We start from the raw sequence: 26,110 nt of genomic DNA, 5'->3' as shown, positions 1-26,110 counted from the left end.
GGCGCGGCCGGCGGGTTCGCGTCGGGCGGTCCGGACCACGGCACGGTGACGGTGCCCGGCGACGGCGCACCGGTTCGCCGACGGGACAGCGTGGCGCGATGACTGTGCTGGTGACCGGCGCGTCCGGGTTCGTCGGTGGGGCGATCGTGCGCGGGCTGGTGGCGCGGGGCGTGCCGGTTCGGGCGATGGTTCGCACGTCGGCTTCGGCACCGGAGGACGTCGAGGCGGTCGTCGCCGACCTCGCCGACGCTGCCGCGCTGGCGCGGGCGGTCACCGGAGTGCGCGCCGTCGTGCATGCCGCCGCGCTGCTCGGGGAGTTCGGTCGGCCCGCTGATTTCTTCGCCGTGAACGTGGCGGGAACCGATCGGCTGATGCGGGAAGCCGCGGCGGCCGGGGTGGAGCGGTTGGTGTTCATCGGGAGTCCGAGCGCGTTGATGGCGCCCGACGGTGGAGATCAGGTGGGGATCGACGAAACGGTGCCCTACCCCGCGCGGTTCCTGAACAGCTATTGCGAAACCAAAGCTGTCGCTGAGCAATTGGTGCTCGCCGCGGACACACCGGGGTTCACGACGTGTTCGTTGCGACCGCGCGCGGTGTGGGGGCCAGGGGATCGGCGCGGTCCGATCGTGCAGATTTTGGCGAAGCTGCGTGCGGGCCGATTGCCGGATCTGTCCGGTGGGCGCGATGTTCGGGCTTCGCTGTGCTACATCGACCATCTCGTCGACGCTGTCGCGCTCGCGCTGGTGGCCGAGAATGTCGGCGGGCGAGCGTATTTCGTCGCCGACGCGGAGCCGGTGTCGGTGTGGCCGACGCTGGATCTCGTGGCGGCCCGGTTCGCCTTGGCCGGGCCGAGTGTCACCGTGCCCGCGCCGGTACTCGGTGCGGCGTTGGCCACGATCGAGACGCTGTGGCGGATACCGGCGGTCGCCCGGCGGTGGACTCCCCCGCTGTCGCGGTATGCGGTCGCGCTCGTCACCCGGTCGGCGACTTACGACATCGGGCGCGCCGAAAGCGAATTGGGCTACCGGCCGACCGTGCCCTTCGCGACGGGCCTGGACAACTTCCACCGCTGGGTTGCCCACATCGGCGGGCTCGATCAGCTGTTGGAGGACGTGTGAGCAATCCCGAACCCGGCGCTCTCTGGGTGGTGATTCCCGCTTTCGACGAGGAACGTGGCATCGGCAAGACCCTGGAAGCTCTTGCCTCGCAAAAGGACACGGATTTCACCGTGGTCGTGGTCGACAACAACTCGACCGACAGCACCGTCGAGGTGGTCCGGGCATTCGCCGCGGCACATCCGGTGCCACCCATCGTGGTGATCGACGAGCAGCAGAAGGGCACCGGCGCCGCGGCCGATACCGGCATGCGGTACGCGATCGCTGAGGGGGCGACCTATCTCGCGCGTACCGACGCCGACTGCCTGCCCACCTCCGACTGGACCCAGCGGATCAAGGCCGGGTTCGACTCGGGGCTGCGATTGGTGAGCGGCCAGCTGATCCCGCGCACCGACGAAGGCGTTTCGTGGATCGACCGCACGATCATTCGGGTGGCCCTGGAAGTGGCGTCGACCTTCGGCAAGGTGCGCTCGGGGAATCGGGATCCGAAATATCTCGGCCCGTATGTGATGACGCCGGGATGCAATATGGCGATCACCGCCGAATTGTACGTCGCCGCAGGCGGATTCCCGCGCACCGCGATCGAGGACCTGCACGAGGATCGGGCGCTGGTCAACGCGGTGCGCACGATCACCACCGACTATGGTTTGCGCCGGGACGTGCGCGTGTACGGCTCGAATCGGCGGGTGCGCGCCTGGGGTATTCGCAAGACTCTCGCCTGGTACGCCGATCATCGGTACCGACCCGAGGTGGTCGACATCCGGTGAGCACGACTGTCGTTGTCGACGATCGAGGAGAGTATCGATGACCGACTTTCTCGAAAAGCTTGCCGCGCAAGCGGAACGGATTCCGGACGCATCGGCACTCGGCACGGTCGGCAAGCGCGCGCTCACCTATCGGGAACTGCGGGAGACCGTCGGCCGGGTGGCGCACAATCTCGGCGAAGCGGGATTCGCGCCGGGTGATCGGATGCTGTTCTCGATCCGGCCGAGCGTGTCGTCGGTGACGTTGATCTTCGGAGTGATCGCGGCCGGCGGCACGATAGTGTTCGTCGACCCCGGCGTGGGGCCTGAGCTCTTCGCCGCACGCATCGACCTGGTCGAACCGGCTTGGGCAGCAACAGAATCGCTGCTGTACGCCGTGAGCGGGCCGCTCGCCGGGTTCGGGCGCAAGAAGGGGTTGGCGCTGCCGCGGTTCGGCGCGCTCGATGTACGCCATATCCACAGTGGCGTGTGGCTGCCCGGCACACCGTTCGGATCGATTCCGGTGCGGCGGTTCACCGGTGACGCGAGCGAGACAGCGCTACCCCCTGCGGACCCCGATGCGGCGGCCCTGATCGTGTTCACCTCCGGGACCACCGATGAGCCGAAAGCCGTGGTGCACACCCGTGCTTCGCTGAGTGCGGGTCTCGCCGCGATGGGCGGAAGGACCAGCCTGGCGCCCGGCGCCTTCCTGCACACCGAACAACTCATGATGGGGTTGCCCGCTCTGATGGCGGGGGCGCGGTGGGCGATGCCGCGGTATCCCCGGTTCGGCACGCATATCGACCCCGTGCGATTCACCCGGAATCTACGGAGCGCGACGCACGCGTTCTACACACCGGCCGATCTCGCGGTCGCACTGGACGCGGTCGAGAGCGGCGAACTCGCGGCGCCACCGCAGCTGCGTCAGGTGGCTCTGGGTGGAGCGCCGGTCACGTCGGCGCTGCTGCGTCGGGCACAGAAGTCGTTGCCCGACACCGAGTTTCTCGCGATCTACGGGATGACGGAGATCCTGCCGGTGGCGGTCGCGACCGGCGCCGCCAAGCTCGCCCACGACGGTGACCTGCTCGGGGCGCCCGTACGCGGCGTGCAGGCGCGCATCGCCGACGACGGCGAACTCGTGTTGTCGGGTCCGAACCTGTGTCGCGGATACCTCGGCGCGCAGCCCCTGACCGAGATCGCGACCGGCGACCTCGCACGGTGGGACGGCAAGGAACTGGTCCTCACCGGGCGCAAGAAGGACATGATGATCAGGGGCAAGACCAACATCTACCCCGGGCTGTACGAGCCGGTGATCACCGCGATCGACGGTGTGCGGGAGGCGATCATGATCGGCCTGCCGGACGAGATCGGCGACGAGCGAATCGTGCTCGCCCTCGTCGCCGAACCGGGATCCGGTGACATCGTGGCGCTGCTTCGTGAACGACTGCCGCAGATCATCGACACCACCGCCGTACCCGACGACATCGTGGTGGTGGATCGGATTCCGGTCAGCGGACGGACGAACAAGCCGGACCGGGCAGCGCTCCGGGAGATGGTGCGTGGGCTGGTCGCATAGGCCGGCCGACTCCGCGCATCGCGGCGACGGCCGTTCAGCACGCACTGCCGCACTCCACCCGAAATCCCGCTGACTTCGAGGGAGTCGGGGCCGCCACTTCACATTGTCGCCGTGTAGCGGCTCAGCGGGTGACCGCGCGCAGGGTTCGGTCGGCCAAGGATTCGATGCTCTCCCGCGCGAGCATGGTGTCGACATAGCAGAAGGTGATCGACATCGTGGTGCCGAGAGTGGCCACCGCGACTGTCAGCGCGCTGGCGCAGGAATTCGTGCCGGCGACTGTCACCGCGGTGACGTGTAGTGGCTCGACGGTTTCGGGTGGGGTCAGCCTGCCCAAGTTGCTGAGGGTGACGTTCCACGGGGCTCGGCGGTCGACGAGTTCGATAGTGCGCCTGCCGGATTCGAGGGAGCGCGGGCAGCCGTAGCGAATGGCGGCCAGGGCGGTGAGGTCGTTGTGTTTCGCCAATCGTCGGGTCAGTTGGGTTTTCGCCGCGCGCGCCGCATCCCAGAGGGAGTGGGCGCCACCGTAGGGAACGAAGGTGGGAACCACCGCGGTGAACATCCCGGGCTCGTCGTCGGCAGGGGGTGGTCGAAGGCGGGTGCGGATGTCGACCGGAATGCCGATTCCCGCGACGCCACGGGCTCGGGGGGCGATCTCGCCGAGCGCATCGGCCAGGGCGGCAGCCAAGGCCGCGTTCACGGTGACACCGTGCTCGTGGCAGCGGGCGCGCAGTTCATCGAGGGTGTCGCCCTCGATGACCCGAATCACGGTGCGGGTACGACGAATCGGTAGCGGCGGCGGTGTGCCGGGAAGGCTGGTCGGGCGCCGCGCCATCGCGGCGAGTTGGCCGGTGAAATTGGTGCGCAGACAGTGCAGGAGGCCGGTGTGCGCGGAGGGGATGAGGTCGTCGGGGGGTGGGCTCGGCCGGCGCGAGCCGACGGGCCCGGCGGATCCGAAGGCGTAGGCGAGGATTCGCCAGGCCAGCGACGCCATCGAACGGCCGTCGAGCAGGACGTGCGACAACACGAGGATCAGGTCGTGATGTTCCTCGGAAGTGCCAGGGCGGCAAGCCAAATCGATGAGACGACCGGGTGCTGTGGCCAGGTCGATGGGCTCGGCCAGCTGTTCGTCGAAGACGCGGCGCCACTCGTCGGGGTCGTCGACCATGCGGTGCAGGACCGGCAGGTGCGGGTCGGCGGACGGGGCGAAACAAGGGCCGTCGACGACCGTGGTTCGCAGCAGCGGAAATTCTGCGAGCAGCGCGTCCGTGGCCTCTTCCAGCCGGTAGGCGCCGATCGGGCCTCGCACCCGCAATCGGACGACGCAATTCGCCGGCGACAACTGGTCGACGAGCCAGAACCACCGTTCCGATGCCGACAGCGGGCGAGACACCTCACCGTTGCGCACCTGCGCGGCCTCCTTCGGTCGCCACTTCGAGTCCCCCGCGAGCGTAGCGAACGCGGCCGGGGATACTCAGTGCTTTCACATGGCGTTACTACATGCGTATTATGGACTTATGGGTTTCGAGTGGCCTGATTGGGCGATCGCTCACCTGATCGGCATCGAACCCAGCGAGGTTCGGCAGGTCCTCGCAGCGTCACGACGGTGGCCACGCCCGGCCTTCGACGGCCAGGTGACCGTGTTGACGGTGTGGGGGCGCACCACAGCCGGGCGCCCGTTGATCGTGGTGATGCGACAGCGGGAGGACTGGACGTGGGTGATCATCGGCGCACGTGCGATGCGCGCCGAGGAACTGGCGCAATTCGAGCAGTGGGAAAGTGAGGTCGCGGCATGATCGGTCAGCGCCCGGAGGAGGCAGCTCGCGTAACCACAGAGGGCTCCCGAGCATGCCCAGAGGACACAGCATGAGCGAACAGGGACTTCCGTCCAGTAGAGAAGAACTCGCCGATTTCATGGATCGGCTGAGTTTCTCCGACGAGCCCACCGACGCCCCACCACGGCTGCCCGTCAACGAAGACATCATGGTGACAACGTCGATCCGCCTGCCCCTCGGCCTGCACACCCGCCTGAAATCCCTCGCCGACGAACGCCGGGTAGGCGTGTCGACCCTGCTCCGCGAATGGGCCGAAGCAGCCGTCGCCGACATCGACGACGAAGACCAGATGATCTCCCTGGCCGAAGCCAAACGCGCCCTCTCCCGCGTCCACCCGATCCACCGCGCGAGCTGACGAGCGACGCTCAGACCTGCATCGGACCGCCGTTCTCTCGCGGCGAAATGTCCGTCGCGGCCGTCAGCACACGCACCGCACAGGTGATCCCCGGCGCGTTCGCCAACCGAGAAGCGGTGGTGAGCAGGTCGCAGCCGTAAGCCTCGGCCGCGGCGACGTACACGGCGTCATAGGCGGTCGAGTTGTCGTGGAGCTCCCATATTCTCGGGACGAGAACGCGGGTTACCGGCACCTCGGGGTCGAGTTTTTCCACCGCGGTGACCGCTCGGGCCGCTTGCTCGGTGGTGATGGTGCCCGCACGGGTGAAGCGGCGAATCACCGAGAGGACCTCGACGGTCCAATGCGGTGGGGCGATCCAGCGATTGTCGGCTTCCAGGGCAGCGCGACAGCTGTCACCGAGGGGGTCGGGGTTGAGGAGGGCGTGGACGAAGACCGAGGCGTCGACCACGATCACTCGCGGACCTCCGGACCGGGCAGCATCGAATCACGTTCCGCGCGTTCAGCATCCAGGGCCACCACGACTTCCTGCGCGGTGAAGGCGACATCCCACGTAGCGGGACTGAACTGTTTGAGTACCGCGATGTTGTCCTGACGGCGAGCTTCGTCGCGGACCAGGTCGAAGAGGAATGCCTGGAGCGACTGCCCTCGTCGCTGCGCCAGCGCGACCAGCTGATCACGCAGCGGCTCCGGTACGTCACGAATCTGCAAGGCGACCATGCATGCAATTGCACATGTACTGATCGGAACCGGAAATACGACCGAGGCCCCCGCGAAAGAGCAGGGGCCTCGGTCGTGCTGATCAGCTGGATCCGCCTCAGCGGCGGCGCTTGCCCTTCGAGTCGGTGCGGGCGGCCTCGCGGCGTTCGCGGCGGGTGCCGGACTGCTGCTGGCCGCCGTATTCCTGGGCGTCGGAATGGGATTCGGCGTGGCCGTCTTCGGCCGGACCCGAGTAGTTCATCGCACGGGGGGCCTGGTCGCCGATTCCCTTGGCGCGCAGGGCCGGCGGGGCTTGGGTTTCCGCGGGGGCGTCCTGGGGGCGGGCACCGACCGGGGAGCGCAGACCCTTGTCGACGGAGACGCCCTCCGGCTGGGGCTGTTGGACCTCGACCTGGAGGTTGAACAGGAAGCCGACCGATTCCTCCTTCAGACCCTCCAGCATGGCGGCGAACATGTCGAAGCCTTCACGCTGGTACTCGACCAGGGGGTCGCGCTGGGCCATCGCGCGCAGGCCGATGCCCTCCTTGAGGTAGTCCATCTCGTAGAGGTGTTCGCGCCACTTGCGGTCCAGGACCGAGAGCAGGACCTGGCGTTCCAGGTTGCGCATGGCCCCTTCGCCCGCGAGGCCGTCGATTTCCTTTTCGCGCTTCTCGTACGCGTTGTGGGCGTCTTCGACCAGCAACTCACGCAGCTCGTCGCGAGTGAGTTCGCCCGCGTCGCCGGTGGCGGTCTCGCCGGTGATCTCCTTGTGGTCCAAGGTGACCGGGTACAGGGTCTTGAGAGCGGTCCAGAGCTTGTCCAGGTCCCAGTCCTCGACATAGCCCTCGGCGGTGGCGCCGTCGACGTAGGCGGTGGTCACGTCGGTGATCATGTTCTGAACCTGACCCTCCATGTCCTCGCCGCGCAGGATCTGGTTGCGCTCGCCGTAGATGACGGTGCGCTGCTGGTTCATGACCTCGTCGTACTTCAGCACGTTCTTGCGGATCTCGAAGTTCTGCTGCTCGACCTGGGTCTGGGCGCTCTTGATGGCCTTGGAGACCATCTTCGCCTCGATCGGGACATCGTCGGGCAGGTTCAGCCGGGTCATGATGGCCTCGAGCGCGGCACCGTTGAAGCGGCGCATCAGCTCGTCGCCCAGCGACAGGTAGAAGCGGGACTCGCCCGGGTCGCCCTGACGGCCGGAACGACCACGCAGCTGGTTGTCGATACGACGCGACTCGTGGCGCTCGGTGCCGAGCACGTAGAGACCACCGGCCTCGCGGACCGTCTCGGCGTCGTCCTCGGTCTGCTTCTTGACCTGCTCGAGCGCCGAGTGCCAGGCGGCCTCGTACTCGTCGGGGGTGTTCACCGGGTCGAGGCCCTGCTTGCGCAGCAGGATGTCGGCGATGATGTCGGCGTTGCCGCCGAGCACGATGTCGGTACCACGACCGGCCATGTTGGTGGCCACCGTGACCGCGCCGGGGCGACCGGCCTCGGCGATGATCTGGGCTTCCTGCTCGTGGAACTTCGCGTTCAGAACAGAGTGCGCCACCCCGCGTTTGGTGAACTGCTTGGACAGGTACTCCGAGCGCTCCACGCTGGTGGTACCGATCAGGACCGGCTGGCCCTTCTCGTGCCGCTCGGTCACGTCGTCGACGACGGCGGCGAACTTGGCCTCTTCCGACTTGTAGATCAGGTCGGCCTGGTCCTTGCGGACCATCGGCCGGTTGGTCGGGATCGGCACGACGCCGAGGTTGTAGATCGAGTGCAGCTCGGCGGCCTCGGTCTCGGCGGTACCGGTCATGCCGGACAGCCGGTTGTAGAGGCGGAAGTAGTTCTGCAGGGTGATCGTGGCCAGGGTCTGGTTCTCCGGCTGGATCTCGACCTTCTCCTTGGCCTCGATCGCCTGGTGCATGCCCTCGTTGTAGCGGCGGCCGACCAGGATGCGCCCGGTGAACTCGTCGACGATGATCACTTCGCCGTCGCGGACGATGTAGTCCTTGTCGCGCTGGTAGAGCTCCTTGGCCTTGATGGCGTTGTTCAGGTAGCTCACCAGCGGCGAGTTCGCGGCCTCGTAGAGGTTGTCGATGCCGAGCTGATCCTCGACGAACTCCACGCCCGCCTCGTGCACACCGATGGTGCGCTTCTTGATGTCGACTTCGTAGTGGACATCCTTCTTGAGCAGCGGCGCGATGCGCGCGAACTCGGCGTACCACTTCGAGGAGGCATCGGCCGGGCCCGAGATGATGAGCGGGGTGCGGGCCTCGTCGATGAGGATGGAGTCGACCTCGTCGACCACGGCGAAGTTGTGCCCACGCTGGACCAGATCGTCCAGGGAGTGAGTCATGTTGTCGCGCAGGTAATCGAAGCCGAACTCGTTGTTCGTGCCGTAGGTGATGTCGGCGGCGTAGGCCACCCGACGCTCGGCCGGGGTCATGCCACCCAGGATCACGCCGACCTCGAGGCCGAGGAAACGGTGCACGCGGCCCATCCACTCGGAGTCGCGCTTGGCGAGGTAATCGTTGACGGTGACCACGTGCACGCCGTCGCCGGAGATGGCGTTGAGGTACGCGGGCAGCACACAGGTCAGGGTCTTGCCCTCACCGGTCTTCATCTCCGAGATATTGCCCAGGTGCAGCGAGGCGCCACCCATGATCTGAACCTTGTAGTGCTTCTGGTTCAGCACCCGCCACGACGCCTCACGCGCCACGGCGAAGGCCTCGAGCAGCAGGTCGTCGAGGGTTTCCCCGTCGGCGTAGCGCCGGCGGAACTCGTCGGTCTTGGCGCGCAACTCCTCGTCGGTCAACGCTTCGATCTCGTCGCCGTACGCGATGACCTCATCGGCGAGGTTCGAAAGCCGCTTGACCATGCGACCTTCACCAATCCGTAGCAACCTCGTCAGTGTCAGCGCAGGCACGGGTCTCGTCAGTCCTCTGGTCGGAGTTGTGTTCAACGGCGATGGTAGTCCGCAGACCACCGTACCCGGGCGCGTGGACCCGTGCCCGACGTACCGGCGCAGTCATTGCCCCAGGTCACGATACTCGGCGAGCCTCGTTGCCCGGCACTGCTGTTCACCTGCCGTGACGTAGGATGTAGCGCGTGCCCGATCAGCGCCGTACGGCACCGGAAGGAGCTTCGGAGCGCGTGATCACGAGATTGACGCCGCAGGACGCGTCGTTCTATCGGCTCGAGTCGAGCAGCAACCCGATCCACATCGGCTCTCTCGCGATCCTGAACAACTCCGCGCCGGACGTCGCGGGACAGGTTCTGGACTACGAACGCCTTGTCGACCTGGTCGAATCCCGGCTGCCGATGGTGCCGCGCTACCGCCGCAAGGTGCGCGAGATCCCGCTCGCCATGGGTAGGCCGGTATGGGTCGAGGACAGCCGTTTCGACATCAGCTATCACATCCGGCGCTCGGCGCTGCCCGGTCCCGGCAGCGACTCCCAGCTCTACGATCTCGTCGCGCGGCTCGCGTCGCGACCCCTGGATCAGGGGCGACCGCTGTGGGAGATGTATCTGATCGAGGGGCTCGCCGACGGTCGCGCCGCGGTGTTCACCAAGTCGCACTCGGCGCTCGTCGACGGTGACACCGCCCTCGAGATCGGGCACGTGATCCTCGACAACTCCCCGCTGCCGCGCGAACTCGCCGACGACTCGTGGCGCGCGCCACGCGAGCCCACCGATGTGGAATTGCTGGCCGGGGCACTGTCGCAGCTGGCCGCGCAGCCGCGCGAGGCCTACAGCGTGGTGCGCGACGCGGGATCGAACGCGTTCGGAGTGGTGCGCGGCACGCGGATGGCGGTGAAAGCCGCGGCCAATGTGGTGCGCGCGGCGACCTCGAGCGCCGCGCCGGACAGCCCCCTCAACGCCCGCACCTCACGCAGCCGCCGCTTCGACGTGGTGCGCACGGATCTGGAGGACTACCGCACGATCCGCCGCCACTTCGACTGCTCGATCAACGACACGGTGCTCGCGGTGGTCACCGGGGCGCTGCGCAACTGGTTGCTCTCGCGCAACGAAGCGCTGGTCGAGTCGACCAATCTGCGCGCTGTGGTGCCGATGTCGGTCTACGTCGACGGCGACAACCAGCTGACCCCGGCCAGCGAGGTGTCCTCGTTCCTCATCGATCTGCCCGTCGGCGAACCGAATCCGACGATGCGCCTGTCGCATATCTCGCACGCCACCGAGGCCGCGGGCAGGCAGCGTCGCGGGGTGCGGGCGCGCACGCTCGTGCACCTGGCCGGATTCGCGCCCGCGAGCCTGCACGCGATGAGTGTGCGGGCGGCGAGTACGTTCGCCGACAACAGTTTCAATCTGGTGATCACCAACGCGCCGGGACCACAGACCGCGATGTACATCGGCGGGGCACGCATGCTGGAGATGTATCCGGTATCGCCGCTGCTGCGCAATCAGACGTTGAGTTTCGGACTCACTTCGTACGACGGTCAGGTCTTCTACGGACTCAACGCCGACCGCGACGCCATGGCCGATATCGATGTCCTCGCGGCATCGGTGCACGAATCGATGGAGGAGTTGCTCGGTGCCTGTCTCTGAGAACGACACGATGCGCGTCTACATCCCGGCGACGATTCCGATCCTGCGCCAACTCGTCGACGAGCAGCAACTGCTCCCGCTCGGCGCGACCGCGTTCGCGGTGACGCCCACGCTGCGCGAGGCGTACGCCGCGGGCGACGACGACGAACTCGCCGAAGTGGCGATGCAGGAAGCCGCCCGCGCCTCCCTGCGCCTGATCGCCGCCGAGCGCGACAGCCTCGACGATCCGGACATCGCCGACGGTGACGCGGCAGGCCCGAGCAGCCCGGTGTATCGGCGCGCGGTGATCGCCGCGGATGTGCCCGGGGCGAAACTGCGGCCCGATCTCGACGATGCGGTGGTGAAGTTGTCGGGTCCGATCACCTTCCGCCAGGTCGCCGCGGCGCATGTCGACCTGGCCGACGCCGAGCCGCAGGTCGCCAAAGCCGTGGACGTCATCGACGCCGCCGATCTCGGTGACACCGACGCCGAATTCGTGCTCGGTGACGCCGAGGACCACCAGCTTGCCTGGTACGCGCCGCAGGAACTGCCGTTCCTGCTCGAGCTGTTGTAGGTTTCGGCGGTGGGGCGCGGCGGTTGCCCAATGTTCACAACTGGCGCTGAACCTACGATGCCGTAACCTGGCTGCCAGCGAGCCGCCCCACGGTGGCCAGATGCACGACAGGGAGTAACGGCACAGATGGTCCTGAACAAGTTCCGGGAATGGCTCGAAGCACCGGCGGCGCAGGTCGCCGACCGCGGCGGCAAGCTGAACGTGTTGCGTGGTGCGGTAGCCCGGGTGACCACTCCCCTGCTGCCCGACGACTACCTGCACCTGGCCAACCCACTGTGGTCGGCGCGCGAGCTGCGCGGGCGCATCGTCGAGGTGCAGATGGAGACCGCCGACTCGGCGACCCTGGTGATCAAGCCGGGCTGGGGCTTCGATTTCAAGTACCGTCCCGGGCAGTACATCGGCATCGGCGTGCTGATCGACGGACGCTGGAACTGGCGTTCCTACTCGCTCACCTGTCCGCCGGACTGGACCGGCGAGGGTGGCAAACGACTCATCTCCATCGCGGTGAAGGCGATGCCGGAAGGCAAGTTGTCCAGCCACCTCGTCAACGGGGTGTCCGAGGGCACGATCGTGCGGCTGGCCGCGCCACAGGGCGGGTTCGTCCTGCCCGAGCCGCCACCGGCCAAGGTGCTGTTCCTCACCGCAGGCAGCGGGATCACGCCGGTGATGTCGATGTTGCGCACGATGGACCGCCGCGACGGTGTCCACGATGTGGTGCACGTCCATTCCGCGCCCACCGACGCCGACGTGATGTTCGGCGCCGAACTGCGCGCCCTGCACGACAAGCACCCCACCTTCGTCTCGCACCTGCAGCTCACCGACGAGCAGGGCCTGTTCTCGTTGGCCGGCCTCGACGAGCTCTACCCCGACTGGCGCGAACGCGAGACCTGGGCCTGCGGCCCCGCCCCGATGCTCGACGCGATGGAGAACCACTGGAAGAACGCGGGTGTGGCCGACAAGCTGCACATCGAGCGCTTCGAGGTGGAACGCTCCGCGATCGGCGAGGGCGGCACCGTGACCTTCGGCTCCACCGGGCGCACTCTCACCGTCGACGGTGCCACCAGCCTGCTCGAAGCCGGCGAATCCGTCGGCGTGCAGTTGCCGTTCGGCTGCCGGATGGGCATCTGCCAGACCTGCGTGGTGACCCTGTCCGCCGGACACGCCCGCGACCTGCGCAACGGTGACGAACGTCAGCCCGGCGACAAGGTGCAAACCTGCATTTCCGCCGCCGCGGGCGACTGCACGCTCGACATCTGACTGAGTACTCGACACGTTAGCGGGTATCCTCGAAAACAAGCGCCGGTCATATACTGTGATCGGCGACAATCTCACAGGCCCAGGAGGATCCCCGGTGGCCATCGCCGATATTCAGGCCTTCGCCCATCTGACGGCGGCCGACATCGAGACCCTGGGAAAAGAACTCGATTCGATTCGCCGCTCGGTGGAGACCTCCCGCGGTGAGCGTGACGCCAAGTACATCCGTCGCACCATCGCCGCCCAGCGCGCCCTCGAGGTCGCTGGGCGCGCGGTGCTGTTCGGTAGCCGTAACCGCTGGGCGTGGCTCGGCGGCACCGCGATGCTCTCGGTCGCCAAGATCATCGAGAACATGGAGCTCGGCCACAATGTGAGCCACGGCCAGTGGGATTGGATGAACGATCCCGAGATCCACTCCACCAGCTGGGAGTGGGACATGACGGGCACGTCGGCGCAGTGGCGGCGCGCGCACAACTATTCGCACCACACCTACACCAACGTCCTTGGCAAGGACGAGGATCTCGGTTTCGGCATTCTGCGGATGACGCGTGACGAACAGTGGCGCCCACTGCATCTGGCCCAGCCCGCCGCCAATCTGCTGCTGGCCGCCACCTTCGAGTGGGGCATCGCGCTGCACGATCTCGGCATCGAGAAGGAGCTGGCGGGAATCGACGCGGGCGCCCTGACCTCGCCGCCCGATCTCGATTTCTACCGCAAGGCCGGACGTCAGGTCGTCAAGGACTTCGTGTTGCATCCGGCGATCACCGGGCCGGCCTGGAAGTCGACGATGAAGGCCAACGCCACCGCCAATCTGGTGCGCAACCTGTGGGCCTACGCCGTCATCTTCTGCGGCCACTTCCCGGACGGTGCGCAGAAGTTCACCGCCGAACAGCTCGACGGGGAGACCCAGGGCGAGTGGTACCTGCGCCAGATGCTGGGCAGCGCCAATTTCAAGGCCGGTCCGGTGATGGCGTTCATGAGCGGCAATCTCTGCTACCAGATCGAGCATCACCTGTTCCCCGACCTGCCGAGCAACCGGTACTCGGAGGTGGCGGTCCGGGTGCGCGAGCTGTGCGACAAGTACGACCTGCCCTACACCACCGGCTCACTGGGCAAGCAGTACCTGCTGGCGTTCCGCACCATCCACAAGCTGGCGCTGCCCGACCGATTCCTCAAGCGCACCGCCGACGATGCGCCCGAGACGTCGTCGGAGCGCAAGTTCGCCGGTATCTCGCTGCCCGAGAGCCTGCGGGTGGACCCGGAGACCGGCAAGCGTTTCGGCCTGCGTTCGGCGCTGCACGACGCGAAGCTCTCGCTCGAGATGAAGGCGCGCCACGAGAAGGAAGTACTGCGCGAGGCCAAGACGGCCCTCAAGGCGCGAGCGCGGCAGGAGAAACTGGCGCTGCGCGAAGCCAAGCGAGCGTTGGGCGAACGTGCCGTGCACGAGCGGGGTGTGTTGCGCGACAAGGCGGCTCGCCGGATGGCCAGACCCGCCCGATAACATTCACATCTCGGGCACGCAATAGGACTTATCACACATTTCGTCCCGAAAATCGCCAACCTACGCTCTCGTAACTTACGGTACTGTAGCCGCCATGGCGATCTCGGATGTCAAGGAATACGCACACCTCACCGCAGCGGATGTCGAAGCTCTAGGTGCGGAGTTCGATGCGATCCGCCGGGAAATCGAATCTTCCCGCGGCGCGGCCGACGCGCGCTATATCCGCAATGTCATCCGGTTACAGCGCGCGCTGGAGATCAGCGGCCGCACGGTGCTGTTCGCCAGCTTCCTGCCCCCGGCCTGGCTGGCCGGTGTCGCCCTGCTCGGCTCCGCCAAGATCATCGAGAACATGGAGATCGGGCACAACGTCATGCACGGGCAGTGGGACTGGATGAACGATCCGGAAGTCCACTCCACCTCGTGGGAATGGGACAACGCCGGACCGTCGGCGCACTGGAAGATCACCCACAACTTCCTGCACCACAAGTACACCAACGTGCTCGGCATGGACGACGACATCGGCTACGGCCTGCTGCGCGTCACCCGTGACCAGCGCTGGATGCCCTTCTACCTGGGCAACCCCATCTACAACTTCGTGCTGCAGGCACTGTTCGAGTACGGCGTCGCGATCCAGCATCTCGAGCTGGGCAAGGTCGCGAAGAAGAAGTGGGACAAGGATTCGCCCGAGTGGAAGCAGTTCGAGGCCGACCGCACCCTGGTGCTGAAGAAGATCGGCAAGCAGGCCGCCAAGGACTACCTGGTCTTCCCGCTGCTCACCGGCCCGTCGTTCGTCACCACGCTCACCGCCAACATCGCCGCCAACGTGGTGCGCAATGTGTGGACCAACGCGATCATCTTCTGCGGTCACTTCCCCGACGGCGCCGAGAAGTTCACCAAGGCCGACATCGAGAACGAGACCAAGGGCGAGTGGTACCTGCGCCAGATGCTGGGCAGCGCCAACATCAGCGGCGGACCGCTGCTGCACTTCATGAGCGGCAACCTCAGCCACCAGATCGAGCACCACCTGTTCCCCGACCTGCCCAGCAACCGTTACGCCGCCATCGCGGTGCGCGTGCGCGAGCTGGCCGAGAAGTACGACCTGCCCTACACCACCGGCTCACTGCCGGTGCAGTACTTCAAGTCGTGGCGCACCATCCTCAAGCTCTCGCTGCCGAACAAGTACCTGCGCCACACCACCGACGACGCGCCGGAGACCAAGTCCGAGCGCCTGTTCGCCGGCAACACCACCCCCTCGATCGACCCGGTGACCGGGCGTCGCCAGGGCTTGCGCACCGCGCTGGCCGCCGGTCGCAAGCTGGCCCGCCGATCGATGGCCTGATCGGCTGCGGTTGTATGGTCGGCGTGAGTGCCGACCAACTGAGCGTCTACGACGCGATCCGCCTGCGTCGTGACGTGCGCGCCGAATTCACCGGCGAGCCCGTCGACGACAACACCCTGTGGCGGATTCTCGACGCCGCGCATCGCGCGCCCAGCGTCGGGAATTCACAGCCGTGGGACTTCGTCGTGGTTCGCCAGGCCGACACCCTGCGCCGTTTCGCCGAGCACGTGGCCGACAAGCGAGTGGAGTTCGGTGCGTCGCTGCCCACCGAACGGGCAGCGACGTTCGCGCCGATCAAGATCGACGGAATCGTCGAGAGCGGCACCGGAGTGGTTGTCACCCACGATGATTCGCGCGGTGGGCCACAGGTACTCGGCCGGGCGAGCGTGCCCGAGACGGGCGTGTACTCGACGGTGCTGGCGATCCAGAACCTCTGGCTCGCGGCGACGGCGGAGCGGGTAGGGGTGGGCTGGGTGTCGTTCTACGATCCGGAGTTCCTGCGCGAACTCGTCGGCCTGCCCCTCGCGATCAAGCCGGTGGCCTGGCTGTGCGTGGGGCCGGTGAGCGAGTTCCAGCAGGTGCCGGATCTGGAACGGTTCGGGTGGCGGGCGGGGCGCTCGCTGACCGAGGCCGTGCATCACGAAACCTTCGGCGGCTGAACAAGATCCGGGCACCCGCACACAGCGGGCGCCCGGATCGGTCGTGGTTCTAGGCCAGCTTGATCAGGCCGTAGTCGAAGGCGTGTCTGCGATAGACCACCGACGGGCGGTCGGTCTCGCTGTCGTGGAACAGGAAGAAGTCGTGGCCGACCAATTCCATCTGATACAGGGCGTCGTCGACCGACATCGGTGTCGCGGTGTGCACCTTGGTGCGCACGATATGGCCGGGTCCGGTCTCGTCGACCGCCTCGTCGTGGTCGTGGGCAGCGGAACCGTCCGGCTGGGCGAACAGCGACTCGTCGACCAGTGTCGCGGTGGCCTGCGCGACCGAGACGGGCGTCTTGTCGCCGTAGTGCACGACGCGCCGCTTGTCCTTGGTCCGGCGCAGTCTGCTCTCGATCTTCTGGGTGGCCGATTCGAGCGCGGCATAGAAGCTGTCGGCGCACGCCTCGGCGCGCACGATCGGTCCACGGCCGCGCGCGGTGATCTCCACACGCTGGCAGGCCTTGCGCTGACGACGGTTGCGTTCGTGGAACAGTTCCACATCGAAGAGGAAGATCGACGGGTCGAAGCGCTCGAGCCGAGACAGCTTCTCCGCGACGTAGATTCGATAGTGGTCAGGAATTTCGACGTTGCGACCGGAGACCACCACTTCGGCGTTCGGTGTCTCGTATTCGCTCGTCTCGGTGGCACCGTTCTGGAGTGCCGTGGGTTCAGCATCTTGCACTGATGCCCGTGAAGAAGTCGTCACGCGTACCTCCCGGATATGGCCGCACAACTGAAACGAAGCGCGGCGGGATTGAGCTGTGCCGATCGGGAATCGCCCGGCACCTGTATCCGCGGCACCACCTCCCAAACTTGTGGTTCGGTGTGTGCTCGCGACGCTAGTCCGCCATCGGCAAGTCCGCCACTGTTCACGCGAACTTTCATCAGTCAAGCCGCGCAGGTCACCAAAACAGCCTGCGGAACTATGCCGATTCGGCTAAGAACCCGTGTCGATTCACAGGCGGTGGCGCCGGTGGTGAGTACATCGTCGACCAGCACCACCTGCGTGTTCACGCCGATGGCCGCCCACTTCGCCGGGTCGGCGTCGGTCATGATCTTGTCGCGCAGATTGTGGGCACGTTCACGCGGCGTCAAGCCCACCGAATCGCGGACTCCGCGGGCCATCCGCAGCAGCGGCACGGTTCGGCAATCGGTCAGCCATCGCGCCGCGGCCGCCGCCGAGCGGGCCACCGGGTCACCGCCGCGGCGTCGGGCCACCGAGGCTCTGGTCGGGGCAGGCACGAGCAACAACGGGCGCCCGGGGGCACGCAATCGGGTCAGCGCGTCGGCCAGCGCCGAGCCGAGCGGGGCGGCGAGGTCGCGCCTGCCCTGTTCCTTGGCTGCCAGCACCGCGCGCCTGCCCGCACCGGCGTAGGGGCCGAGGGCCCAGCACGGAACACCCGGATCGGCGCGTGGCCACACCCGGACGGGACCCCGGCCGAGCTCGGCGGCACATCCGGCACACCATTGCTCGCCGACCGAACCACAGCCACCACACCGGTCGGGCAGGATCAGATCCAGCAGCGCCTTCATAGCGAGCAAGCATGGCAGCGGGCACCGACACACTCAGCTGGGCAGCACCGGCACAACCTGATCTCCGGTCAATCCGGGTACCTCTCGCCAGAAACGGTCGTTGCGGGTGGGATCGGCGGTCTGCAGCTGCAGGACGGCACGGGAATCGGCCACGTACTGCGTGGCCGGGGCCGCCGTCACCACCCGTACCGGCGGGGTGAGGTTCTGCGAGGTCACGGCGGTGAACTGGGAACCGTCGATGGAGACGGTGAAGACCGGATCCACATTGCCTTCGCGAGCCACCATGACGGTGTCACCGGTGATCCAGCTCAGCGAGACCGCCCGCGAGCTCAAGCCCAGCGCCACCGGCAGCGGGGAGGTCAGGGCGTACTTGCCGTCCCGGCGCCGTTCGACCACCGCGACGTAGACCTTGCCGTCGGCGATCAGCGCCGCCCGTACGCCGGTGCGCGAGATCGCCACCTCGCTGATCGGGGCGCGCGGAGCGCCCGCGCCTTCGAACAGGGCCGTGGTGTCGACGTCCTCGGTGGAGACGTTGCCGGTGGCGCGATCGGTCACCGCCCGGATGACCCGCTCACCATCGATCACCGTCCAGGCGGCGCCGCCGTCGCTGGTCCACGACGGGCGCGCGATGCTCGCGCCCTCGGCGACCGCGAACGCCTTGGCGCCGTAGTTGCCGATGAGCAGGGTGTGGGCGGTTTCGGGCTCCGGTTTACCCGCGTCGGCGACCGCGGCGACGAACTGGCCGTCGGCCGAGATACCGACCGACTGCAGGTTGGTCGCCTCGCCGAACGAACCGCTCGGCGTGACGATCCCGTCCGGAGTGACCTGAACCAGGGTGCCGTTGCGCAGCGCGTGCAGGCCGATCCGGTTCTGGCCGGGCGCCGACGCGCTGTACTGGTCGACGTCGGCCATCGACCACCCGTTGGCCGCGTAGCGGTCGTCGAGCGGTTTGCCGTCGGCGAGCAGTACGTACGGGCCGAGGATGTCGGCGTCGGACAGGGTGAGCACCACCTGCGCGGCGAGGAGTTCGCGCTCGCGTTGGCCGAGTCCGCCGACCCCGGCGAAGTCGATGCGCACCCCGCCGATGCCGATGCCGACATCACCCGGTTCGTTGTTGGCCTTGGTGATCGGACCGCGCAGCGAGACCGGTTGCGCCAACTGGTTTCGCACCACCGGAGCGATCGCCGATTGCGGACCTTCGGCGAGCATGCCGATCAGGCGCTCGGTGACCTGCGCGCGCGGCGCCGAGATCCAGCGCGGATCCGGGACGAGCAGCGAATTGCCGGGGTCGATGTAGTGCAGAACGTAGCGGTTGTAGGACTTGACGAAAGCGTCGTTGTCCATCACGACGCCCGGCGGCAGATCGGTGATCCGCCACTCGCCGTTGATCTTGCTCATCTCGATCTTGTTCTCGATGGTGCCCTCGGTGGCGCGGTAGCCGCCGTCACGAGCGAGCTCACCGACCTTGCGGGCGCGCAACACATAGCTGGCCTTGTCGGCCGTGCGCGACTCGCGCAGCATGTCGGGGCGGTCGTCGACAACGGTGGTACTCGCCTCGTCGTTCCAGCTGCCCGCCGTCTCGGGCGCCATGTACTGGCGGGCCGCGGCGTGCCGGTCGGTGGGGTCGGCGCTGGCGGTGAGGAAGTCGCCCAGCAACAGGTCGGGGTCGCGGCCGGAGATCGGCGGGGTCGGCCCTTCCGAGGTGGGGGCGCGGTTGATCGTGCCGAGCGCCTGGGGCGCGGAGGACTCCGGCAGGCTGGCGCAGCCGGTGAGCACCATCAGCGCGGCGAGCACCGCCGCGACCAGTGCGCCGCCGTGCCGATCCCGACGATCACCACGCGCACTGGTCATGACTTCCTGTCTCTGGTCTCGGTGGGCATCGAATCGTCGCGGTCGACTTCGGCGCTGCGGCCGTTGGTCTCCGGATGCGCGCCGGTCGGCGGCGGATCGACTTCGGGTTCCTCCGCCGACGGGTCGGCGTGGTGCGGTTCGTCGGCCCCCGCTTCGACAACCGTCGGGTCGACAACCGAGGAGTCGGCTTCCGTCGCCTCGACCCCGCTCGACTCGGCGGGTTCGGCGGGATCGGCGGGATCGGCTTCGATGATCGTCGGCTCGGGGGGCTCGATCTCCGGCAGCGCGGGGACCTTGCGCAGCATCGGTTCCAGGGCCAGCGGGCTCTGCCCGAGCTTGCGGCCGCGCACCATCGGCAGCAGCAACCGGAAGCTCGCGCCGACACCCGGATCGCCCCACGCTTCGAGTCTGCCCTCGTGCAGATTCGCGTCCTCGACACTGATCGACAAGCCCAATCCGGTACCGCCGGAGCGTCGAACACGCGACGGATCCGAGCGCCAGAACCGGTTGAACACCAGCTTCTCCTCGCCCGGCCGCAGCCCGACGCCCTGATCGCGCACCACTGTCGCGACGGCATTGGCCTCGGCGTCACCGCGCATGCGGATCAGCACCGGCTTGCCCTCGGAGTGATCGATGGCGTTGGCGAGCAGGTTGCGCAGCACACGCTCGACGCGGCGCGGGTCGACCTCGGCGACCACCGGCTCCTCGGGCAGGTCGATCACCACCTCGATCTCGGCATCGCGGGCCAGATGGCGCACCGTGGAGATCGCGGCTCGCGCGCACATCCGCACATCCAGCGATTCGATCTGTAGTTCGGCCACCCCGGCGTCGTGGCGGGAGATCTCGAGCAGGTCGTTGAGCAGGCCCTCGAACCGGTCGAGCTCGTTGACGAGCAGTTCGGAACTGCGCGCCAGCGCCGGGTCGAGATCGTCGCTGGAGCCGTGGATGAGGTCGGCGGCCATGCGCACGGTGGTGAGCGGGGTGCGCAGTTCGTGGCTGACATCGGAGGTGAAACGGCGCTGCAGATTGCCGAATTCCTCGAGCTGGGTGATCTGGTTCGACAGACTCTCGGCCATCTCGTTGAACGCCTGTGCCAGCCGCGCCATGTCGTCCTCGCCGCGCACCAGCATGCGTTCTTTGAGTCGGCCGTCGGCGAATCGGCCCGCGATCCGCGCCGCCGACCGGATCGGCAGCACAACCTGCCTGGTGACCAGGGCGGTGATCGCGGCGAGCAACACCAGCAGCACCACACCACCGATGAGCATCGTGCCGCGCATCAGCGACAGGCTCGATTCCTCGCTGGCCAGCGGGAAGATGAGGTAGATCTCGAGGGTGGCGACCTCGGCGCTCGGGCTGCCGATGACCAGTGCGCGCCCTCGGTAGCCGTCGGGGTCGGCGACGGTGGTGAACTGGTAGGAGACCTGGTTGCGCTGGACGAACCGGCGCAGTTCCTGGGGCACCTCCCCGAGTGGTCCCGCCGGGATCTCGTGCGGCGGGGTACCACCGACCATCGCCAGCGCCGAGGTGAAACTGCCCGCGGCGCCACTGGACTGACCGGTGCCGCCACGGCTCGACAGCGCAGCACGCGCGTCGGCCAGTTGCTGCTCCTGGCTGTTGCCGGTTTGGATGCCGGACATCTTGTTCTCGATCGTGCTGCGGGCGCGCACCATCTCCTCGACAGCCGCGTTGATCTTGGCTTCGAGGAGCCGATCGGTGATCTGACCGGTCAGCACCACCCCGAGGATGGTGATCACGATGAGCGACAGGGTCAACGTCGACACGATGACCCGCAGCTGCAGCGACCGGCGCCACAGGTGGCCCAGCGCGGTCCCGACGGCCTGGAACCAGACCATGATCGGGGTCGCCCAACGCCGCAGCTGCGCCACTGGACCAGTGGTCACAGCGGCGCCCCGCAGTGACCGATCACGGCGGTCCGGCCTTGTACCCGACACCGCGAACGGTCAACACGATCTCCGGGTTCTCCGGATCCTTCTCGACTTTGGCGCGCAGCCGCTGGACGTGCACGTTCACCAGACGGGTGTCGGCGGCGTGCCGGTAGCCCCACACCTGTTCGAGCAGTACCTCGCGGGTGAACACCTGACGTGGTTTGCGCGCGAGTGCGACCAGCAGGTCGAACTCCAGTGGGGTGAGCGAGATCTGTCCGGGGCCGCGAGTCACCTTGTGCGCGGGCACGTCGATGACGATGTCGGCGATCGAGAGCAGCTCGGCGGGCTCGTCCTCGGTGCGGCGCAGGCGCGCGCGCACGCGGGCGACGAGTTCCTTCGGTTTGAAGGGTTTGACGATGTAGTCGTCGGCGCCGGACTCCAGGCCGAGGACCACATCGACCGTGTCGGTCTTGGCGGTGAGCATGACGATCGGAACGCCGGAATCGGCCCGCAGCACACGGCATACGTCGATGCCGTTCATGCCGGGCAGCATCAGGTCCAACAGAACGAGGTCGGGGCGGATCTCCCGCACGGCCGACAGGGCCTGTGTGCCGTCGCCGACCACGTGCGGGTCGAACCCTTCCCCGCGCAAGACGATGGTCAGCATCTCAGCGAGCGCCATATCGTCGTCGACGACCAGAATCTTGGGCTTCATAGTCCTATGTTGTCATCTCCCAGGCCAGGATCGGGCCGCCACGCCATTAATGGTGCGAACCCGTCGCGTATCCAACCTTATCCGGAAAAGATTTCCGTACAGAGGCTGAGTAGCGCTGGCCTATCGTCATCGGATCGGTATGTCCACCACCGGCCGAACCAGTCGCGGTCGGCGAGTTCACGATAGACCTCGCCGGTGCGCTGCTGCAGACCGCCGTCCCGTTCGTAGGCGTCGAGGGCGCGGGCGTCGTCGAGTTCGCCACGGCGACGGGCACGTTCGGCGGCAACCTCGGTGGGAACGTCGAGCAACACGGTGAGATCCGGGGCGGGCAATTCGAGCCTGCCGAACTCCAGATCGCCCACCCACGACACCATTTCGCCATCCGCGTCCTGCTCGGCGCGCGCGGCCGAATAGGCGGCGTTGGAGGCCACCCAGCGGTCGAGGATCACGATGTCGTTGCCACCCAACAGGTCCGCCAGTTCCGCGCGCGCGGCGGCCCGATCGAGGGCGAACATGATCGCCATGCCGTTGATCGACCCGGCCAGGTCACCATTGCCGCCACGCAGCGCTTCCGCCGCCAGATCGGCATGGATCGAATGCCCGTACTGCGGAAAGGCCAGACTGTCCGCCCGCAACCCTTTTCCGGACAGTTCGGCGATCAGCCCGTCGATCAAAGTCCGTTTACCGGCACCATCGAGCCCCTCGACCGCCATCAGTACGCCCATGCGCAGCAGGTTACCTGTCGGCCACCCCGGAATTGCCGTCTGGTCCGAACCCGGGCGGCCGAAGAGAATACCGCCATGAAAACGATCGTTCGCACCACCATCGCCGCGCTGGCCGTCACCGCCGCCGCGGCCCTCACAGGCGGCACCGCGTCCGCACAGACCGCCGGCCCGACCGCCGGCGCCGACACGGGGTCGTCGGAGGCCTTCAACTCGGTGATGTGCTCGCTGCTGGGCATCAGCAGCGAACACAACATCTTCTGCACGGGCCTGATCATCGGCTAGCCGACACCGAACATGCCGGTGGCCCGTCGACCGGTTGGTTCGACGGGCCACCGTTGTCGTCGATCAGTAGCGGTAGTGGTCCGGCTTGTACGGGCCTTCCACGTCCACGTTGATGTACTCGGCCTGATCCTTGGTGAGCTTGGTCAGGGTGCCGCCGAGGGCTTCGACGTGAATCTTGGCGACCTTCTCGTCGAGGTGCTTGGGCAGGCGGTAGACCTCGTTGTCGTACTCCTGCGGCTTGGTCCACAGCTCGACCTGCGCGATGACCTGGTTGGAGAAGCTGTTCGACATCACGAACGAGGGGTGGCCGGTCGCGTTGCCGAGGTTGAGCAGACGGCCCTCCGACAGCAGGATGATCGCCTTGCCGGACTCCTGGAAGGTCCACTCGTCGACCTGCGGCTTGATGTTGATCCGGGTCGCGCCCGAACGCTCAAGCGCCGCGATGTCGATCTCGTTGTCGAAGTGGCCGATGTTGCCCAGGATCGAGTGATCCTTCATCGCCTTCATGTGGTCGAGGGTGATGATGTCCTTGTTGCCGGTCGAGGTGATGACGATGTCGGCGTCGCCGATCGCCTGCTCGACGGTGACCACGTCGTAGCCGTCCATCAGCGCCTGCAGCGCGTTGATCGGGTCGATCTCGGTGACCTGCACGCGCGCGCCCTGGCCGGCCAGCGACTCCGCGCAGCCCTTGCCGACGTCGCCGTAACCGCAGATCAGCACCTTCTTGCCGCCGATGAGCACATCGGTGCCGCGGTTGATGCCGTCGATCAGCGAGTGGCGGGTGCCGTACTTGTTGTCGAACTTGGACTTGGTGACCGAGTCGTTGACGTTGATCGCCGGGAACACCAGCTCACCCGCGGCGGCGAACTGGTACAGGCGCAGCACGCCGGTGGTGGTCTCCTCGGTGACGCCCTTGACCGACTCGGCGATGGTGCTCCACTTGGTCTTGTCGGCCTCGAGGCTCTCGCGCAGCAGGTCGAGGAACACCGTGTACTCGGCGGAGTGGTCGGCGTCGGCGGGCGGGACCACACCGGCCTTCTCGAACTGCGCGCCGCGCAGCACGAGCATGGTCGCGTCGCCACCGTCGTCGAGGATCATGTTGGCCGGTTCGTTCGGCCAGGTGAGCATCTGCTCGGCGGCCCACCAGTACTCCTCCAGCGTCTCGCCCTTCCAGGCGAACACGGGGATGCCCTTGGGCTCGTCGGCGGTGCCGTTCGGGCCGACCACGATGGCGGCGGCGGCGTGGTCCTGGGTGGAGAAGATGTTGCAGGAGGCCCAGCGCACGTCGGCGCCGAGAGCAACGAGGGTTTCGATGAGGACGGCGGTCTGCACCGTCATGTGCAGCGATCCGGAGATTCGCGCGCCCTTCAGCGGCTGGACGTCGTGGTATTCACGACGCAGCGCCATCAGGCCCGGCATCTCGTGCTCGGCGAGGCGGATCTCCTTGCGGCCGAATTCGGCCAGCGAGAGGTCTGCCACCTTGTAGTCGATGCCGTTGCGGACGTCGGGGGTGAGCTCGGTACGCGCGGGGAGTTCTGAGGTCGTCACGGTGGCTAGGTTACCGTCTGGGACCGCGCGAGTTCCCCTCCTCCGTCGAGGTGGGGTTCAGGCCGCGGCGCGGTATCGGGCCAGCAACCGTCGCGGCTTGTCGGGTACGACGTTGGCCAGGCGCAGATCGCCGCCGTAGTGAGCGGCGACTCGATGGTCCATCACCGCACGCCACAGCGGTGGGACGGCGGCCAGCACGATCATCGTGGCGTACCCGGCGGGCAGTTGCGGCGCTTCCTCGGTGCTGCGCAGGGTCTGATAGCGGCGCCCCGGATTGGCGTGGTGGTCGCTGTGCCGCTGCAGATGGAACAGGAAGATGTTGGTGACCAGGCGATCGGAGTTCCAGCTGTCGCGCGGGGAGCACCGTTCGTAGCGGCCGTTGGGCTTGCGGGCGCGCAGCAGTCCGTAGTGCTCGACGTAGTTGACGGTCTCGAGCAGTCCGAAGCCGATCACGGCTTGGACCACCAGCCACGGCAGGATCGACGGCCCGAACACCAGCATCAGCGAACCGAACAGCACCGCCGTCATCGCCCAGGCCTGCAGGATGTTGTTTTCGGGGCTCCACCAGCCGCGACCTTGGCGCTGCAGACGTGCGCGCTCGAGTTGCAACGCCGACCTGAACCCGCCGATCACGCTGCGCGGCAAGAACTCCCACAGTGATTCGCCGAGTCGCGCACTGGCCGGATCCTCCGGTGTGGCGACGCGTGCGTGGTGTCCGCGATTGTGCTCGACGAAGAAGTGCCCGTACCCGGACTGGGCGAGCGCCACCTTCGACAGCAATTTCTCAGCACTCTCCACCCGGTGGCCGAGCTCGTGGGCGGCGTTGATGCCGATGCCGCTGACGAAGCCGACCGTGGCCGCCAGTCCGAGCTTGTCGACGAGCGCCAGTTCGGGACTTGTCCACATGAAGCAGGCCACGCCGAGGCTGATCAACTGGATCGGCAGGAACAGGTAGGTGCACCACCGGTAGTACCGATCGGCGGAGAGCGCCGCGTAGTCCTCGTCACGGGGATTGTTGCCGTCTTCTCCGACGATCCAGTCCAGCACGGGGATGGCGATCAGGACGATGACAGGTCCGATCCACCAGAACACTTCAGCCTTGGTATGGAACACCAGCTGGGAGGGCAACAGCGCGCACGCCGGGGCGATCAGCCCTAGAGCCCATAGATACCGTTTGGGATCACGAAAACCTCCCGGTTTGCCAACCGTTTGCACACCAGCTCCGCAGTAAAAAAGACCAATCGCCGACCGATGTGAATACTGACAGACCGTAGGCGCGTTACACAGCGGCAGCGCGTCAAACGTGGTGATGGTTACACAAGAGCGAATCAGAGCTCATGACATG

General features: G+C 67.0%; 24 protein-coding genes. 12 read left to right on the top strand and 12 right to left on the bottom strand.

The features are described 5' to 3' along the window. Positions 1-98: 98 nt before the first annotated feature. From ACFWUR_RS17065 to ACFWUR_RS17055, 3 genes are read left to right on the top strand one after another with little or no spacing between them, the layout of a single operon-like run. On the top strand, positions 99-1,118 hold the full coding sequence (locus tag ACFWUR_RS17065) for an NAD-dependent epimerase/dehydratase family protein (protein WP_378907923.1): 1,020 nt from the start codon (positions 99-101) through the stop codon (positions 1,116-1,118). Further along, positions 1,115-1,882: a glycosyltransferase family 2 protein gene (locus ACFWUR_RS17060; RefSeq protein WP_378907921.1), complete on the top strand. Its 768-nt coding sequence runs from the start codon at positions 1,115-1,117 to the stop codon at positions 1,880-1,882. Before ACFWUR_RS17065 ends, ACFWUR_RS17060 begins: the two co-directional genes overlap by 4 nt. 37 nt (positions 1,883-1,919) lie before the next feature. Beyond that, positions 1,920-3,434 (top strand): class I adenylate-forming enzyme family protein, encoded by a 1,515-nt coding sequence (locus ACFWUR_RS17055; RefSeq protein ID WP_378907919.1) that lies wholly within the window; start codon positions 1,920-1,922, stop codon positions 3,432-3,434. Positions 3,435-3,555: 121 nt separating this feature from the next. Here ACFWUR_RS17055 and ACFWUR_RS17050 read toward each other — a convergent pair whose 3' ends face one another. Beyond that, positions 3,556-4,839, bottom strand: a complete 1,284-nt coding sequence (locus tag ACFWUR_RS17050; protein WP_378907916.1) for a hypothetical protein — start codon at positions 4,837-4,839, stop codon at positions 3,556-3,558. A gap of 109 nt (positions 4,840-4,948) precedes the next feature. Here ACFWUR_RS17050 and ACFWUR_RS17045 point away from each other — a divergent pair, with 109 nt between their 5' ends. Further along, positions 4,949-5,227: a hypothetical protein gene (locus ACFWUR_RS17045; RefSeq protein ID WP_378907915.1), complete on the top strand. Its 279-nt coding sequence runs from the start codon at positions 4,949-4,951 to the stop codon at positions 5,225-5,227. A gap of 70 nt (positions 5,228-5,297) precedes the next feature. Continuing rightward, entirely contained in the window at positions 5,298-5,621 is a 324-nt protein-coding gene (locus tag ACFWUR_RS17040; protein ID WP_378907912.1) for a hypothetical protein, read from the top strand. Between the two features lie 10 nt (positions 5,622-5,631). Here the strand turns inward: ACFWUR_RS17040 and ACFWUR_RS17035 are convergent, their stop codons facing one another. The 3 genes from ACFWUR_RS17035 to secA form a co-directional block, all read right to left on the bottom strand. Beyond that, entirely contained in the window at positions 5,632-6,075 is a 444-nt protein-coding gene (locus tag ACFWUR_RS17035) for a type II toxin-antitoxin system VapC family toxin (RefSeq protein ID WP_378907910.1), read from the bottom strand. Then, the gene (locus ACFWUR_RS17030) at positions 6,072-6,338 is read right to left on the bottom strand and encodes a hypothetical protein (protein ID WP_378907907.1); all 267 of its coding nucleotides are present in this window, start codon (positions 6,336-6,338) and stop codon (positions 6,072-6,074) included. Before ACFWUR_RS17030 ends, ACFWUR_RS17035 begins: the two co-directional genes overlap by 4 nt. A gap of 97 nt (positions 6,339-6,435) precedes the next feature. After that, positions 6,436-9,234: a preprotein translocase subunit SecA gene (gene secA, locus ACFWUR_RS17025; RefSeq protein ID WP_378907904.1), complete on the bottom strand. Its 2,799-nt coding sequence runs from the start codon at positions 9,232-9,234 to the stop codon at positions 6,436-6,438. Positions 9,235-9,461: 227 nt separating this feature from the next. On the opposite strand from secA, the gene ACFWUR_RS17020 reads away from it, so the two are divergent. From ACFWUR_RS17020 to bluB, 6 genes are all read left to right on the top strand, one after another. Further along, on the top strand, positions 9,462-10,874 hold the full coding sequence (locus ACFWUR_RS17020; RefSeq protein ID WP_378907903.1) for a wax ester/triacylglycerol synthase family O-acyltransferase: 1,413 nt from the start codon (positions 9,462-9,464) through the stop codon (positions 10,872-10,874). Between the two features lie 10 nt (positions 10,875-10,884). Further along, complete coding sequence (locus ACFWUR_RS17015) at positions 10,885-11,427, top strand: DUF6912 family protein (RefSeq protein WP_378908023.1); 543 nt, start codon at positions 10,885-10,887, stop codon at positions 11,425-11,427. A 126-nt stretch (positions 11,428-11,553) separates the two neighbouring features. Continuing rightward, positions 11,554-12,684: a ferredoxin reductase gene (locus tag ACFWUR_RS17010; RefSeq protein ID WP_378907901.1), complete on the top strand. Its 1,131-nt coding sequence runs from the start codon at positions 11,554-11,556 to the stop codon at positions 12,682-12,684. Between the two features lie 94 nt (positions 12,685-12,778). After that, positions 12,779-14,182 carry a fatty acid desaturase family protein gene (locus ACFWUR_RS17005; protein ID WP_378907899.1) on the top strand — a complete coding sequence of 468 codons (1,404 nt, stop codon included), beginning with the start codon at positions 12,779-12,781 and terminating at the stop codon, positions 14,180-14,182. Positions 14,183-14,276: 94 nt separating this feature from the next. Beyond that, positions 14,277-15,521, top strand: coding sequence for a fatty acid desaturase family protein (locus ACFWUR_RS17000; protein ID WP_378907897.1), 1,245 nt, complete (start codon positions 14,277-14,279; stop codon positions 15,519-15,521). A gap of 14 nt (positions 15,522-15,535) precedes the next feature. Continuing rightward, positions 15,536-16,180 (top strand): 5,6-dimethylbenzimidazole synthase, encoded by a 645-nt coding sequence (gene bluB, locus ACFWUR_RS16995; protein WP_378907894.1) that lies wholly within the window; start codon positions 15,536-15,538, stop codon positions 16,178-16,180. 49 nt (positions 16,181-16,229) lie between these two features. On the opposite strand, the gene hpf is transcribed toward bluB, so the two are convergent. The 6 genes from hpf to ACFWUR_RS16965 all read right to left on the bottom strand — a co-directional run bounded on the left by hpf (position 16,230) and on the right by ACFWUR_RS16965 (position 22,935). Next, positions 16,230-16,931: a ribosome hibernation-promoting factor, HPF/YfiA family gene (gene hpf / locus ACFWUR_RS16990; RefSeq protein WP_378907892.1), complete on the bottom strand. Its 702-nt coding sequence runs from the start codon at positions 16,929-16,931 to the stop codon at positions 16,230-16,232. 182 nt (positions 16,932-17,113) lie between these two features. Continuing rightward, a complete protein-coding gene (locus ACFWUR_RS16985; protein ID WP_378907890.1) occupies positions 17,114-17,758 on the bottom strand; it encodes a ComF family protein in 645 nt (214 codons plus the stop codon). Between the two features lie 33 nt (positions 17,759-17,791). Beyond that, complete coding sequence (lpqB, locus tag ACFWUR_RS16980) at positions 17,792-19,609, bottom strand: MtrAB system accessory lipoprotein LpqB (protein ID WP_378907888.1); 1,818 nt, start codon at positions 19,607-19,609, stop codon at positions 17,792-17,794. After that, entirely contained in the window at positions 19,606-21,462 is a 1,857-nt protein-coding gene (mtrB, locus tag ACFWUR_RS16975; protein ID WP_378908021.1) for an MtrAB system histidine kinase MtrB, read from the bottom strand. The genes lpqB and mtrB overlap by 4 nt, the downstream gene beginning before the upstream one ends. 70 nt (positions 21,463-21,532) lie before the next feature. Further along, on the bottom strand, positions 21,533-22,210 hold the full coding sequence (gene mtrA / locus ACFWUR_RS16970) for an MtrAB system response regulator MtrA (RefSeq protein WP_056813049.1): 678 nt from the start codon (positions 22,208-22,210) through the stop codon (positions 21,533-21,535). 77 nt (positions 22,211-22,287) lie between these two features. Then, positions 22,288-22,935 (bottom strand): dTMP kinase, encoded by a 648-nt coding sequence (locus ACFWUR_RS16965; protein WP_378907887.1) that lies wholly within the window; start codon positions 22,933-22,935, stop codon positions 22,288-22,290. 75 nt (positions 22,936-23,010) lie between these two features. Here ACFWUR_RS16965 and ACFWUR_RS16960 point away from each other — a divergent pair, with 75 nt between their 5' ends. Beyond that, complete coding sequence (locus tag ACFWUR_RS16960) at positions 23,011-23,217, top strand: hypothetical protein (RefSeq protein WP_378907885.1); 207 nt, start codon at positions 23,011-23,013, stop codon at positions 23,215-23,217. Positions 23,218-23,280: 63 nt separating this feature from the next. On the opposite strand, the gene ahcY is transcribed toward ACFWUR_RS16960, so the two are convergent. Together ahcY and ACFWUR_RS16950 are read right to left on the bottom strand one after the other, a co-directional pair. Beyond that, positions 23,281-24,765 carry an adenosylhomocysteinase gene (ahcY, locus tag ACFWUR_RS16955; RefSeq protein WP_378907884.1) on the bottom strand — a complete coding sequence of 495 codons (1,485 nt, stop codon included), beginning with the start codon at positions 24,763-24,765 and terminating at the stop codon, positions 23,281-23,283. 57 nt (positions 24,766-24,822) lie between these two features. Next, on the bottom strand, positions 24,823-25,917 hold the full coding sequence (locus ACFWUR_RS16950; RefSeq protein ID WP_378908019.1) for an alkane 1-monooxygenase: 1,095 nt from the start codon (positions 25,915-25,917) through the stop codon (positions 24,823-24,825). Positions 25,918-26,110 lie beyond the last annotated feature (193 nt).

The organism is Nocardia sp. NPDC058633, assembly GCF_042717045.1.
GTDB lineage: Bacteria > Actinomycetota > Actinomycetes > Mycobacteriales > Mycobacteriaceae > Nocardia.
The sequence above is the reverse complement of the archived record's forward strand: the minus strand, read 5'-3'. Positions and strand labels throughout refer to the sequence as shown.